Below are 12,691 nucleotides of genomic sequence, written 5' to 3'. Positions count from 1 at the left end.
AGCGCAAGCCTCACGCATCCATCGCCATGAACAAGTTGTTGAGCGACTCGGCGAGAGTGGGATGGGCAAAAATCCCTTCCTTGATTTGCGCGTAGTGCACCCCGCCCATCATTGCCATTTGCAGCACCGCCATGACCTCGCCGCCCTCGACGCCCAATATGGTGCAGCCGAGAATCCGCCCGCTGTCCGCGTCCACGATGGCTTTCATGAAACCGCGTGTTTCTCCCATTTCGATCGCCCGCGCCACGTGGGTCATCGGCAGTTTCGCGACGCGGAAGTTGCGCTTCTGTACCCGCGCCTCGGTTTCGCTAAGCCCCACGCTTGCCAGCTGTGGATCGATGAACATGGTGTTGGGCACCAGGCGCCCATCCACAGTGGCATTCCCGCCTTCCAGCCAGTTCGCGCGCAGAATGCGGAAATCGTCATAGGAAATGTGCGTGAACGCGGGGCCGCCCTTGACATCGCCGATGGCGTAGATGCCCGGGACATTGGTTTCCAGTTTGTTATTGACCTTGATAAAGCCCAGCTTGTTGGTCTCGATCCCCGGCGCCGCGAGATTCAATTCCGCCGTGCTGGGCACGCGCCCCAGCGCCGCGAGCAGGTGCGAGCCCGCCACCGTCTGCTCTCCCGCCGGCGTCCTGATGTTCACCTCGGTCCGGCCGTTTGGCTGCAGGGAAATACGCACGACTTGCGCATTAAGCAAAATCTCGAGACCGTCCTGGCGCAGGATTTTCTGCACTTCCTCGGATACATCCGGATCTTCGCGGTTGATCAGCCGGTCATCACGATGAATGATGGTGACGCGGCTGCCGAAGCGACGGAACATCTGCGCGAACTCGAGGCCGATGTAGCTTCCACCCAGCACCAGCAGATGCTTGGGCAGCGCCTGCAGCTCCATGATGGTGGAAGAATTAAGGGGCCGGGCTTCGCTCAATCCGGGTAGCGGCGGCAGCGCGGGAGTGCCGCCGGTGTTGATGACGATTCTGTCTGCGGTCATTTCCCTCGTTCCGCCGCCGTTCAACCGCACCTCCACCGTGCGGTGATCCTTGAATCGCGCCACGCCGAAAATGAGCTCGAGATTGGGCGTGTTCTCCAGCCGGTCCTGCCCGCCTTTGCGGAAACTTTCCACTATGGCTTTTTTGCGCGCGTAAACTTTGGCCATATCCACGCTCACGTCCCCGGTGTTGACGCCGTAATTCGCGGCGCCGCGCGCCAGATACGCGATGCGCGCGCTCGCCACCATGGTCTTGGTCGGCGTGCAGCCGACGTTGACGCAGGTGCCGCCCACATGCTCGCGTTCGATCACTGCAGTCTTCCAGCCGGCCTTGGCGAGCGTCCCGGCGAGAGGCTTGCCCGATTGGCCGGTGCCGATGATAATTGCATCGTAGTGTGCAGGCATACTCGCTCCTTTGCGCCGTGTTGAGTCTGGCACAATTGCAGGTTAGCACAATATAATCACGCTTACCCCGGGCCGCTTAGGAGCAGGAGCGCATCAGCAAATTTCCAAACCGTATGAGGCTGAAACTTTATTGCTTGGTCCTGTTTTTTGCTGCCTCGGGCGCGGCGCTGGCGCAGCAACAGGAAAGCGTAAAGACCGCGGGGCCAGCCAAATGGGAGCAGGGACCGCATGGCCTGATGCTGCTGCGTATCCTGCCGTCCGGGCCCAAACCCGAAGAGTTGCCGGAACCCGCCTCGGCGGGAGCGCGGACGCTCACCCGCTATTGCGTGCAGTGTCATTATCTGCCCAGTCCCTACATGCACACCCCGGAGCGCTGGGAAGTGGTGGCCGAGCGCATGGTGCGGCGCATGCAAGGGGAAGGTAATCTCGGTGTGGTGATGAAGGAACTGATGGAAGACGTGGAAGCGCCGTCGGAGGCGGAAGTCGAGAACCTGCTTGCCTACTTGAGCGAATATGGGCAGAAAGCGATAGACCCCGGGCGCTATCCCGATCTCAAGACCACCACGGCGGGTCGGGCTTACACCGAGGCCTGCATACAATGCCATGAGCTGCCCGATCCCAAGCGCCATACCGCCAAGGAGTGGCCGGAGGTGGTGGAACGGATGCAGAAGAACATGGCGTGGGTGGGCGTGATCAAGGGCAAGGGCCTGAATCCTCACCCGCTCAAGGTCGAGGACATCCTTGAATTCTTAAAGCGTCACAGTCGACCTTAGCCGTGCCGCTCGATGAGGATGGAGAGGAATGCCTTGTTGAACTGATTCTGGCAGGGATTCGAGGCCTGGATCAACGACGAGGCTTTGATTTCAACCACGGTGACCGGGGTCGAGGCAATTACCGAAGTCTTACGCTCCGCGGTGGCGGCGCGAAAGTACAGCATTTCCCCGAAACAGTCGCCGCGCTTGAGGGCGTTGAGGGGTTTGCCCTGCCTGCTGACCGTGACCTCGCCTTCGGCGAGGACGTAGAAGCAGTCGCCCTGGTCGCCTTCGCGGATGATCACCGTTCCTTTTGGCAGCTTTTTCCAGGCCGTAATGCGCAGCGCTTCCCAGATTTGCACGTCGTGAAAATCGCGGAAAAACGGCAGGCTTTTTATGATGTTGAATTTTTCGGTTTCCGGGATGTTTTCACCAGGCATGACCAGGTTCTTGAACGCGCCGGTGAGATCCCTGCCGAATTCGTTCCAGTTCCGATAGCGCAAGCTCAAATCCTTTTGCAGCGCGCATAACACGATGCTGTCAAGTTGCGCAGGAAGATTGCTCCGGTGCACGCTGGGCGGAAGTGCGTCAATGTTGAGGATCTGGTAAATCAGGCTCGCCTTGCTCGCGGCGTTGAAGGGAAACTTCCCGGTGAGCAGCCGGTACATCACCACTCCCAGCGAATAAATATCGGTTTGAGGCGTGAGCGGCTGTTCGCGCAGCTGCTCGGGCGACATGTAAGCGGGCGAACCGACGCCGGTTAATTGCGTTTCTTCCGTATCGCGCAGGAGCGCCGCTCCGAAATCGCTGATCTTGATGTCACCATTGCTTTGCATCAGGATATTGGCCGGCTTGATGTCGCGGTGGATTACCCCGGCGTGATTGGCGAACTCCAGCGCGCGGCTGGATTTAAAGGTGATTTCCACGACTTTCTCCAGGGGCAGCAGATGATCCACGCTGCAGTACTGGTCGAGAGTGCTGCCGTCGACATATTCCATCACGATGTAGCTCATCGCTTTTTCCACTACCGCGTCGAGAATACCGACGATGTGCGGATGCGAAAGCTTGCCGGCAAGCGACGCCTCGTTCAGGAAAGCTTTACGGAAAACCTTGCGGTCCTCGGGGTTGCCAATGTCTTCAGTGCTCACCAGTTTGATGGCCACCTCGCGCCCGCCAAAGGGGTCACGCGCGAGATAGACGCGGCCGGTCATGCCGCGCCCCAGCTCGCGGATCACCGGATACTTGCCGATTTGTATAGGAACGAGAAGTCCCATTGCCGGATTTGCCATCATCGATTAAAGCGTTGCGTATTTTAAGTGATTGCCGAGTGCTGCACAGTGAACTGCGTCACATGGGCACCGCCATGCCGCGCTTGACGGCCGGCCGCGCCGCAATGGCGTCAAACCAGCGCTTGACGTTGGGGTACTCCTCAAGCCGGATTTGCTGCCACTCATAGCGCGCCACCCAGGGAAAAGTCGCGATATCGGCAATTGAATACTCATCCGTAAGATATTCGCGGCCCGCCAGCTGCCGGTTGAGCACGCCGTAGAGCCGCGCGGTTTCCCTGCTGTAGCGCTCGATGGCATACGGTATTTTTTCCTTGGAGAAACGCAGAAAGTGGTGCGCCTGACCGAAAAACGGGCCGACATTGCCCATCTGGAACATCAGCCACTGCAACACTTCGTAGCGCGGCAAAACCGCCCGGGGTAAGAACTTTCCGGTTTTCTCCGCAAGGTAAATCAGGATCGCGCCGGATTCGAACAGCTTGAATGGCATACCCTCCGGTCCTTGCTCATCCACAATCGCCGGAATCTTGCTGTTCGGGGAAATCGCCACATATTCCGGCTGGAACTGCTCGCCCTTGGTGATATCAACGGGGTGCGCGCGATAGGGCAGGCCGGTTTCTTCCAGCATGATGGAAATCTTGCGGCCGTTGGGTGTGGACCAGGTATAAAGGTCTATCATTTTCAATCCTGTGCCATAATTTTGCGGAATCATCGGTTGCCGCGTTCCGACATCCAGCGGGTAACAGGATTCCCGGCTTTAAAAAATAAAAAACGCCGATGGTGACCCACCGGCGTTGCAATATGCGGCTAATACGCCTTCGGCTGGCCTTGGCGCGTTTCCCGCCGGGACTTCATGTGGTTGTGGATTTCATCCAGCGTGACCGTGCCATTCTTATCGGTGTCTATGGCATCGAAGTTCTTGTAGACATTCGGCATGGCTTTGGCTTCGTCCTTGGTCAGCGTGCCGTCGTTGTCCTTGTCGGCTTTCTTGAAGCGTTCCTCACCGCGGTGATGCGCGTCTTTATGATGCGCTTTGGCAAACGCGCGAATTTCATCCATGGAAACGGTGCCGTCCTTGTCGGCGTCAATTTCATCGAAATGCTTGGCGACATGCGGCATGGCCTTGGCTTCGTCCCTGGTCAGCGTGCCGTCGTTGTCCTTGTCGGCTTTTTTGAAGTGCTCTTCCATCCGGTACTTTTTCTCGCCGGGCTTTCCGGCGTCATCGGCGAGCGCGAACGCGGGAACCAGCAACAGCAAGGCAATCAAAACGGGTTTTAGCATGATGTTCTCCTCTATTCAGTAATGGGGCACTGGATAAACGTTTCAGTAGGCTATCAGTTTACACAATCCGTTCGCCGGCAAGCCAAGTGTCGACCGCGGCGGTACGCGCCATGCGTATCCTGGCCGCGATTTGCCGGGAATCTTTAAGCCGTTTGGCGATTTTGCCGGCATCCACGCCTTTTGCCGCGCGCAACGCGCCTTGCAGGCGGGCGGCCTGCGCAAAAATCCTGGTCTCGTAACCGGGACGGCCGTAAAAATCACAGCCGCAGGCGTCCAGGAACTCGGCAAAACGCTGCGGCTTGCGCAAAGCATCGGTTGCCTGCAACAGCTTGACGATGCTTGCCGCGTCAAGCTCGAGCGCGCGGTGCGCTTCGCCATGATGGCGCGCCGTAATCACGGCCAGATCGCGGCAGGCGGCGGGAACCCTGATGCGCTTGCACAATGCTTTCACCAATTCCACGCTCTTCGTTTCATGGCCGGGATGGCGCGGCCAATCTTTTTGCGGCGTCACCCCCTTGCCCAAGTCATGGGTGAGCGCGGCAAAGCGCACCGGCAGCGAAAAATTCCTGGAGGCGGCATAGTCGATCGCCAGCATGATGTGCATGCCGGTATCCACTTCCGGATGCTGCTCTTTCGCCTGGGGCACGCCAAACAACCGGTCCACTTCCGGCAGGATTTTGGCGAGCGCCCCGCACTCGCGCAGTACTTCGAACATGCGCGAGGGTTTCGCTTCCATCAGACCCTTTGAAAGCTCCTGCCACACGCGTTCCGCCACCAATGCATCCACTTCGCCGTTTTTCGCCATCTCGCGCATCAAAGCCATGGTTTCCCCGGCCACTTTGAAGCCGTAGCGCGCGGCAAATCGCGCCACGCGCAGGATGCGCACCGGGTCTTCGGTAAAAGCCGGGCTGACATGGCGCAACACGCCGGCCTGCAAATCCTTGATGCCCCCGTAAGGATCAATTATTTTGCCGCGTTCATCCCTGGCAATGGCGTTGAGGGTGAGGTCGCGCCGCGCCAAATCCTGCTCCAGCGTCACATTCGGCGCACTATAAATCCTGAAGCCTCTGTAGCCGCGCGTGGTTTTGCGCTCGGTGCGGGCGAGCGCGTATTCCTGGTGCGTTTTCGGGTGCAGAAACACCGGAAAATCCTTGCCCACCGGCTTGAAGCCCAGGCGCTGCATTTCCTGCGGCGTGCTTCCCACCACTACGTAATCCCGATCCGTCACTTTGAGGCCCAAAATCTCATCGCGCACCGCGCCGCCTACCGAATAAATTTTCATGGGTTCAGGACTGAGGTTTGAATTCGGGAATGATTTCGCTTTCAGTTTCGGCTTCCGTCACCCATTGCCGCACGGCGGGAAGGCCAAGCAAATGTTCCGCGCAAACTTGCGCCGAAGCGACTAGTTCGACAGCAGAGGATAGCCCGTCGTGCCGGCCGCAATATTGTTGTCGCCAGGACACGGTTCATTCAACCAAGCGTTGATGATTTCAGCTTTTAAGTCCCTGGCATTCATTGTGACTACGCATATCAGCATCTAAATATTGCCCCTGCGCGCCGCCGGGGCGCCTCGGATCACGGTGAGCACAGCTTGGTGCGGAGGCGGGGGCAGCGGCTGCAAGAAACATCTTCTATCCGAGGCTTTTGCGGCCGCTCCCGCACTCGGGCTTCGCCCACCGTGTCGCGGCCGCCTCCAGCAATTTAACCTAGCGCCCCGCCTTGTAGCGGAACCACCGATACCGCCCGCGCGGCGTTCCACCCGCAAGATAAAGCGGCACCGCCGCCTCCAGCGCGGCAGGCTGGAAGCCAAAAATTTCCGGAAAAGCACAGTCGCACACGCTGTCGATTCTCATCGAATAATAGTTGTCGCGGGTCATGAGCTTGACCGGCAGGAATTCCATGCTCCAGGCTTGCAAATACGACAGCCGGTCGCTTAAGCCAACAATCGGGCGATAGCGGCCGGTGAGCACCGCCATGTATTTCACCAGTTCACGCAGCGTATACACTTTTGGCCCGCACAGATCGTAGCTTTGGCCAAAGGTTTCAAGCCTGGCGAGGCTGTCCACAAACACGCGCGCCACGTCTTCCACAAAAACCGGTTGGAAGCGGGCGTTGGGGCAGGCGAGAAACAATACGGGAAAAAACCTGAGCAGTTTCGCAAATAGGTTGAGAAACTTGTCTTCACGCCCAAAAATCACCGAAGGGCGAAATATCGTGACTGCCGGCGCCCTGGTTTGATTCTTGAGAGTCGCCTCGGCTTCGCCTTTGGAACGCAGATAAGCACTGGGGCCGTTCACATCAGCATTGAGCGCGCTCATGTGCACCAAGCGCGGTATACCGAGGCGCTCACATGTTCTGGCGATGCGCTGCGGCAGCTCCACATGCACGCGCTGGAAATCGCCGCTTCTCTCCTCGTGCAGAATCCCCACGAGATTGATGACCGCGTCCATTCCCTCAAGCATTTGCTCAAGCTGTGCATCATCGTGCACGTCCGCCTGCACCACATCCACGGTGGGCAGAACGATGAGCCCCTTGGAGCGCTCGCGGTTGCGCGTAGTCACCCGCACTTTTTTCTCTTGTGCCGCCAGCAGGTGGACAATGTGCCTGCCTACAAATCCTGAACCGCCAACGACACAAACCTTATCCAGTTTCACGCCCGCTACCTCTCGTCTTGCAACGAACGGCTCTGCGCGCGCGGCGGGACGGTGCCGAGCAAGCCTTTCAGCGTGAGCGGCTGTTGGCCAAGGATGCCGGCGTAATAGAGTGTGTTGGAGAGCACTTTTTTGACGTAGCCGCGCGTTTCGTTAATAGGAATGGTTTCCACGTAAATCGCGCCTTCCAGCGGCACCTCCGCGCTCCATTGCCGTGCCCGCGTCGGTCCGGCGTTATACGCCGCGGAAGCCAGCACCATCTGGCCGCCGGAAATATCCAGGATGTGTTTCAAGTAAAAAATGCCAAGACTGAGATTGGTCTCAAGGTCATTCACCTTGGTATGCCGGTAGCCCTTGTGGCCGATGCGCCTGGCCACCCATTTGGCGGTGGCCGGCATGAGCTGCATCAGCCCGCGCGCGCCGGCGCTGGAATGCGCGTCGAGCTCGAAACGGCTTTCCTGGCGAATCACGCCATAAAGCCAGGCTTCATCGAGCTCGGACTGGCGCACGTATTCCTGGACATGCTCGCGGTAGGGAGCGGGATAGCGCAGGCTGAAATCATGCAGCTGGAGCGTTTGGTTCGCGGTAAAGACGGCGCGCTCATACAACTGGTGGCGCCGCGCTATTTCCGCCGCGGCCACCAGCTGCATGTCGTCGAAACTGCGAATCACCCATTGCCACTCGAGGTTGCCTTCGTAGCGCAGCTCCAGCCGGTACAGCGCCAGCGCGCGCTGGATGGAGGGCAATTGCTCGATTGCGGATAATTCCTGTTCGCTCGGCCTGTACGTAACGGCGGGTGCGCTGTGCGCCACGCCCAGCTCTTCGCTGGCCAACTGACCGTAGTAATGATGCTCGTTTGCCAGCTCCTGCAAAATCGCGTCGCCCTCGGCATTTTTTCCCAGCTCCCTGAGCGCCCGCGCTTTCCAGTAGCGCCAAGTGGGGTCGCGCGCCTCGATGACCGTCATCGCTCCGATCCCGTCGAGTACCGCCTGCCAGTCCAGCGCGCGTAAAGCCGCACGCGTCTTCCAGCCAAGCTGCTGGTCGTTGAGCAGATTCACCGGCACGTTGGCAAACCAGTTAAGCGCGTCGGGCTCGTGCTTGAGCGCCGCTTGGTACGCCAGCTGGCCCCGGACATATTGTTGTTCCTCTTCGTCGAACGCGTCCGCCAGCTTGTTCCAGAAGGACAACGCCCGTTTCGGCTCATTGCTTGCCAGGCGGTAGAGCGCGAACAAAGTGAGCTCATGGCCGAGCCGGGTCTTCATATTGTAGGTCGGTTTGGCGAGATAACGCTCCGGCCGGTTGGCGATGCTTTTGAATAGGCGCGGATTGGGCGCCAGTTTCGCCGGAAGATATTGGATGACGCGCCTCGCGGCGCCGAGGTTGCCGGCTTCCAAGGCGAGGCGCAACCGCTGCCACACGTCCTCGATGTCCAGCGCCTGGTGGACAAACATCTCCTGAAACAGCGGCGTGCAACTGTCGGGCCGCTCCTCCGCGGAAAACCAGAGGCTGCGCGCCTCGATGAACGCCGTGTCATCTTTATTGCGCAGCCGCCCCTGCAGCGCATAACAGGTAAGCTCCGCGCTTTCATTGCGCAGCGGCGGGAATTCAGCGGCAAACAACTCCCACCGGGCCTTGCGCGCCAGCACTTTCAGCCATTCCGCTCGCAAGCGGTTGGCCAGCAGCGTATCGCTGTAACGCCAGATAAACGCCCTTACCGTTTCCGGCGGCGCATCCTCCAGCCGCGAGCGCAATTGCCAGTAAGCGCTGTAGGGTTCCAGCACATAACCCTGCAGGCGTTTGGCGTATTGGTCCAGGCGAGGGATGTTGCCGCCCGCGTAGGCTGCGCGCGCCGTTAAAAAATCATCGCCCTGGTCCGCGCGGGCAGGCCAAGCCAAACTCAACGCGGCGCACAGCGCAAACAAAGAAATTCGGGTTCCTGCTATAGTCTGTCTCATGGAGGATTTAGCATACCACGACCGGATGCAAGAAATAAGGTATGAACACAGCCGAACTCAAAACCTGGCGCAAAGAATTGCGTGCCGAACTGATTGCCCGGCGCCTTGCGGCGAATCCCGCGGAGCGCAGCGCTTGGAACGACGCCATTAGCAATCATCTCGAGCGCGCGTTTCCGAATCTGGCGCGCGGCGTGGTAGTTTTTTGCTGGCCACATAAAAATGAATTCGATGCGCGCTTCCTGATGCGTAAACTGCGCGAACGTGGCGCGGTCACGGCACTGCCTGTCGTCGTCGCGCCTAAGACGCCGCTCATTTTCCGTGAATGGCATCCCGGCGTGAAAATGGCAAACGGCGTCCTCGACATTCCCTATCCGGCGCAATCATCCGAAGTCGTGCCGGATACGGTGCTCTTGCCGATGAACGGCTTTGATGAAGAAGGCTACCGCCTGGGTTACGGCGGCGGTTATTTCGACCGCACGTTGGCAAGCTTGAATAAAAAACCGCTGGTGATCGGCGTAACTTATGAACTCGCAAGGCTTGCCACTATCCATCCGCAGGCTTACGACCTCCCGATGGACTTCATCGTCACCGAACGCGGGGTGTATGAGCGAGGCAGTGGCAAAATCGAACTGCTGGCTCGCCGCGGACAGAAGTACAAACCGGGACCATACAGCTCGCCCCACGAAATCGCCCCGGATTATTTTGGCGGCGAGAAAGGTTGATTCCGCTTAACTCAGAAACAGCTTGTAAGCAGGGTTTTTGGTTTCGTCCCAATAGGCGTAGCCGAGCTTGGCGAGAAATTGGCGGAATTCCCCCATCTCCCGCGGCGGCACCTGCATGCCCACCAGCACCCGGCCGTAGTCCGCGCCATGGTTGCGGTAGTGGAACAGGCTGATGTTCCAGTCCGAGCGCATGCTGTTCAAAAACTTCATCAGTGCTCCGGGACGCTCCGGAAATTCAAAGCGGTAAAGCAACTCGTTGTCGGCGAGCAAGGCATGGCCGCCTACGAGATGGCGTACGTGGAGCTTGGCCATTTCGTTGTCGGAAAAATCCAGCGTGCGCAGGTGATGCCGCTTCAGCGTGGCGACCAGTTTTGCGGTCTCCTCGCTGTTATGCACCTGTATACCGACGAAGATATGCGCTTCATTCGGGTCGGCAATGCGATAGTTGAATTCGGTGATGTTGCGCTTGCCCAGGAGCGAGCAGAATTTCTTGAAGCTCCCCGGCCGCTCGGGAATAGTCACGGCAAGGATCGCTTCGCGCCGCTCGCCGAGTTCGGCATTCTCGGCAACGAAGCGCAAACGGTCGAAATTCATATTGGCGCCGCAGGCAATCGCCACCAGCGTTTTGCCCTTGAGCTTCTTGCGCTGAACATAGGCCTTGGCGCCGGCCACCGAGAGCGCGCCCGCCGGCTCGAGTATTGAGCGGGTATCCTCGAACACGTCCTTGATGGCGGCGCAAATCGCATCGGTGTCCACCAGAATCATGTCGTCCACATATTCTTTGCAAAGGCGGAAGGTTTCCTTGCCCACCTCTTTCACAGCCACGCCGTCGGCAAATAATCCCACCTGGCTGAGTTTTACGCGCCGGCCGGCCTTTAGAGAGCGCGTCATGGCGTCCGCATCCTGCGGCTCCACGCCGATGATTTTTATTTCAGGCCGCAGGCGTTTCACGTACGCCGCCACTCCGGAAATCAGCCCGCCGCCGCCTACGGCAACGAAAATCGCGTGAATGGGTTTGCTGCACTGGCGCAGGATTTCCATGCCCACCGTGCCCTGACCGGCGATCACATCCGGGTCATCGTAGGGGTGAACGAAAGTGAGCTTGCGCGCTTTTTCGAGCTTGCGTGCAGCAGCATACGCTTCGTCGTACGAGTCACCGTGCAACACGACTTCCGCGCCGCGCGCCGTCACCGCTTGCACCTTGATTTGCGGCGTGGTCGCCGGCATGACGATGACCGCCTTGCAGCCGAGCTTTTGCGCGGCCAGCGCCACGCCTTGCGCGTGGTTGCCGGCGGAAGCGGCGATTACTCCGCGTTGCAACTTCTCCTCGGAAAGCTGCACCATCTTGTTGTAGGCGCCGCGCAGCTTGAAGGAAAACACCGGCTGCATGTCTTCGCGCTTCAATAACAAACGATTGTGTATTCGCGCGGAAAGGCCGGGTGCAAGCTCCAGTGGCGTCTCGTGCGCCACGTCGTAGACGCGGGAAGCGAGAATTTTTTCCAGATAATCCGTATGCATATCGAAATAGATGGCACAAACCAGCGCAAAGGTTAGCAGGATTTTCAGCTGTCAGCCATCGGCGTCCAGTTGTTCACCGCCGATTTGTGCAAAATTCGGCCAGACGCTATTCTAGCCGCCTGTGCCTAGAGAACTAAAAATGACCCGGGATGAATTGAAACAGGCGGCGGCGCGCGTGGCAATCCAGTATGTGCCGGAAGGCTGCGTAGTCGGCGTGGGCACCGGCTCAACCGCCAACTATTTCATTGCCGAGCTCGGCAAAATCAGGCACAAGCTGGAAGGCGCGGTAGCCAGCTCCGAAGCCACGGCGCAGCGGTTGAAAAACCTGGGCGTTCCGGTGCTGGATTTAAACAGCGTGAACGAGCTGCCGGTTTATGTGGACGGCGCGGATGAAATCACCGAGCACCTGCACATGATAAAAGGCGGGGGCGGAGCATTGACTCGGGAGAAAATCATCGCCGCGGCGGCGAAGAAATTCGTGTGCATTGCCGATCGAAGCAAGCTGGTTGATGTGCTTGGCAAATTCCCGCTCCCGGTGGAAGTGATACCGCTGGCACGAGGCTATGTGGCACGTCAGCTCGTTAAATTGGGCGGCTCCCCCCAGCTGCGCCAGGGCTTCACCACCGACAACGGCAACATCATTATCGACGTGTACGGCCTCACGCTTCATAATCCCCCGGAGCTTGAAGAAAAACTCAATCAAATCGACGGCTTGGTATGCAACGGGATTTTCGCAAAGCGCCCGGCGAACGTGCTGCTTTTAGGAACTGCGGACGGGGTGAAGACCTACACCTAGGCGCGAAGTCTTCACCTCTTTACTTCATTCACCTCATTCACCTCATTCACCTCTTCACTTCTTCGGTGGCACGTAGCCGGACGCCACCTCCGCGCCCGCGCCGAAGAAATGCTTTTCCATCTGCTCGGCGAGATATTTTCTTGCTTTCGAATCGGCGAGGTTGAGGCGGTTCTCGTTAATCAGCATCTTCTGGTGCTCCAGCCAGCCCCCCCACGCCTGTTTCGAGACGTTCTCATAAATGCGTTTTCCCAGTTCCCCCGGATAGGGCGGCACATCCAGGCCCTCAGCTTCGTGTCCGAGCTTCACGCATTTCACCATCCTGGCCATTGGC

Annotated in this window: 11 protein-coding genes and 1 pseudogene; 3 read left to right on the top strand and 9 right to left on the bottom strand. The window is 58.8% G+C overall.

Features of this window, described 5'->3' with window-relative positions; all coding sequences use genetic code 11:
- Positions 1-10: 10 nt before the first annotated feature.
- Positions 11-1,399: a mercuric reductase gene (locus VHE58_07830; protein ID HVS27189.1), complete on the bottom strand. Its 1,389-nt coding sequence runs from the start codon at positions 1,397-1,399 to the stop codon at positions 11-13.
- A gap of 113 nt (positions 1,400-1,512) precedes the next feature.
- On the opposite strand from VHE58_07830, the gene VHE58_07825 reads away from it, so the two are divergent.
- Complete coding sequence (locus VHE58_07825) at positions 1,513-2,172, top strand: hypothetical protein (protein HVS27188.1); 660 nt, start codon at positions 1,513-1,515, stop codon at positions 2,170-2,172.
- On the opposite strand, the gene VHE58_07820 is transcribed toward VHE58_07825, so the two are convergent.
- The 6 genes and pseudogenes from VHE58_07820 to VHE58_07795 all read right to left on the bottom strand — a co-directional run bounded on the left by VHE58_07820 (position 2,169) and on the right by VHE58_07795 (position 9,324).
- Positions 2,169-3,425: a protein kinase gene (locus VHE58_07820; protein ID HVS27187.1), complete on the bottom strand. Its 1,257-nt coding sequence runs from the start codon at positions 3,423-3,425 to the stop codon at positions 2,169-2,171. The genes VHE58_07825 and VHE58_07820 overlap by 4 nt on opposite strands.
- Positions 3,426-3,507: 82 nt before the next feature.
- Positions 3,508-4,116, bottom strand: a pseudogene (locus VHE58_07815) (glutathione S-transferase N-terminal domain-containing protein).
- Positions 4,117-4,244: 128 nt separating this feature from the next.
- Entirely contained in the window at positions 4,245-4,718 is a 474-nt protein-coding gene (locus tag VHE58_07810) for an EF-hand domain-containing protein (GenBank protein HVS27186.1), read from the bottom strand.
- 58 nt (positions 4,719-4,776) lie between these two features.
- The gene (locus VHE58_07805) at positions 4,777-6,000 is read right to left on the bottom strand and encodes a multifunctional CCA addition/repair protein (protein HVS27185.1); all 1,224 of its coding nucleotides are present in this window, start codon (positions 5,998-6,000) and stop codon (positions 4,777-4,779) included.
- 424 nt (positions 6,001-6,424) lie between these two features.
- Entirely contained in the window at positions 6,425-7,372 is a 948-nt protein-coding gene (locus tag VHE58_07800) for a complex I NDUFA9 subunit family protein (GenBank protein HVS27184.1), read from the bottom strand.
- 5 nt (positions 7,373-7,377) lie between these two features.
- The gene (locus VHE58_07795) at positions 7,378-9,324 is read right to left on the bottom strand and encodes a transglycosylase SLT domain-containing protein (GenBank protein HVS27183.1); all 1,947 of its coding nucleotides are present in this window, start codon (positions 9,322-9,324) and stop codon (positions 7,378-7,380) included.
- Positions 9,325-9,365: 41 nt separating this feature from the next.
- Between VHE58_07795 and VHE58_07790 the strand changes: the two genes are divergently transcribed.
- Complete coding sequence (locus VHE58_07790) at positions 9,366-10,046, top strand: 5-formyltetrahydrofolate cyclo-ligase (GenBank protein HVS27182.1); 681 nt, start codon at positions 9,366-9,368, stop codon at positions 10,044-10,046.
- A 6-nt stretch (positions 10,047-10,052) separates the two neighbouring features.
- On the opposite strand, the gene ilvA is transcribed toward VHE58_07790, so the two are convergent.
- Positions 10,053-11,564 carry a threonine ammonia-lyase, biosynthetic gene (gene ilvA / locus VHE58_07785; protein ID HVS27181.1) on the bottom strand — a complete coding sequence of 504 codons (1,512 nt, stop codon included), beginning with the start codon at positions 11,562-11,564 and terminating at the stop codon, positions 10,053-10,055.
- Between the two features lie 139 nt (positions 11,565-11,703).
- Here ilvA and rpiA point away from each other — a divergent pair, with 139 nt between their 5' ends.
- On the top strand, positions 11,704-12,360 hold the full coding sequence (gene rpiA / locus VHE58_07780; GenBank protein HVS27180.1) for a ribose-5-phosphate isomerase RpiA: 657 nt from the start codon (positions 11,704-11,706) through the stop codon (positions 12,358-12,360).
- 54 nt (positions 12,361-12,414) lie between these two features.
- On the opposite strand, the gene VHE58_07775 is transcribed toward rpiA, so the two are convergent.
- Positions 12,415-12,687, bottom strand: a complete 273-nt coding sequence (locus VHE58_07775) for an oxidative damage protection protein (GenBank protein HVS27179.1) — start codon at positions 12,685-12,687, stop codon at positions 12,415-12,417.
- Between the last annotated feature and the right edge of the window lie 4 nt (positions 12,688-12,691).

It is taken from the genome of Burkholderiales bacterium (genome assembly GCA_035543335.1).
In the GTDB taxonomy this organism is placed as follows: domain Bacteria; phylum Pseudomonadota; class Gammaproteobacteria; order Burkholderiales; family JAHFRG01; genus JAHFRG01.
Note: the sequence above shows the minus strand (reverse complement) of the source record. Positions and strands in the feature narration are given on the sequence as shown.

Excerpts from the sequence above, each read along its gene's own strand:
- ilvA (HVS27181.1), bottom strand. The coding sequence starts at position 11,564 with ATGCATACGGATTATCTGGAAAAAATTCTCGCTTCCCGCGTCTACGAC.
- VHE58_07790 (HVS27182.1), top strand. The coding sequence starts at position 9,366 with ATGAACACAGCCGAACTCAAAACCTGGCGCAAAGAATTGCGTGCCGAA.
- rpiA (HVS27180.1), top strand. The coding sequence starts at position 11,704 with ATGACCCGGGATGAATTGAAACAGGCGGCGGCGCGCGTGGCAATCCAG.
- VHE58_07795 (HVS27183.1), bottom strand. The coding sequence starts at position 9,324 with ATGAGACAGACTATAGCAGGAACCCGAATTTCTTTGTTTGCGCTGTGC.
- VHE58_07805 (HVS27185.1), bottom strand. The coding sequence starts at position 6,000 with ATGAAAATTTATTCGGTAGGCGGCGCGGTGCGCGATGAGATTTTGGGC.
- VHE58_07825 (HVS27188.1), top strand. The coding sequence starts at position 1,513 with ATGAGGCTGAAACTTTATTGCTTGGTCCTGTTTTTTGCTGCCTCGGGC.
- VHE58_07820 (HVS27187.1), bottom strand. The coding sequence starts at position 3,425 with ATGGGACTTCTCGTTCCTATACAAATCGGCAAGTATCCGGTGATCCGC.
- VHE58_07775 (HVS27179.1), bottom strand. The coding sequence starts at position 12,687 with ATGGCCAGGATGGTGAAATGCGTGAAGCTCGGACACGAAGCTGAGGGC.
- VHE58_07830 (HVS27189.1), bottom strand. The coding sequence starts at position 1,399 with ATGCCTGCACACTACGATGCAATTATCATCGGCACCGGCCAATCGGGC.
- VHE58_07810 (HVS27186.1), bottom strand. The coding sequence starts at position 4,718 with ATGCTAAAACCCGTTTTGATTGCCTTGCTGTTGCTGGTTCCCGCGTTC.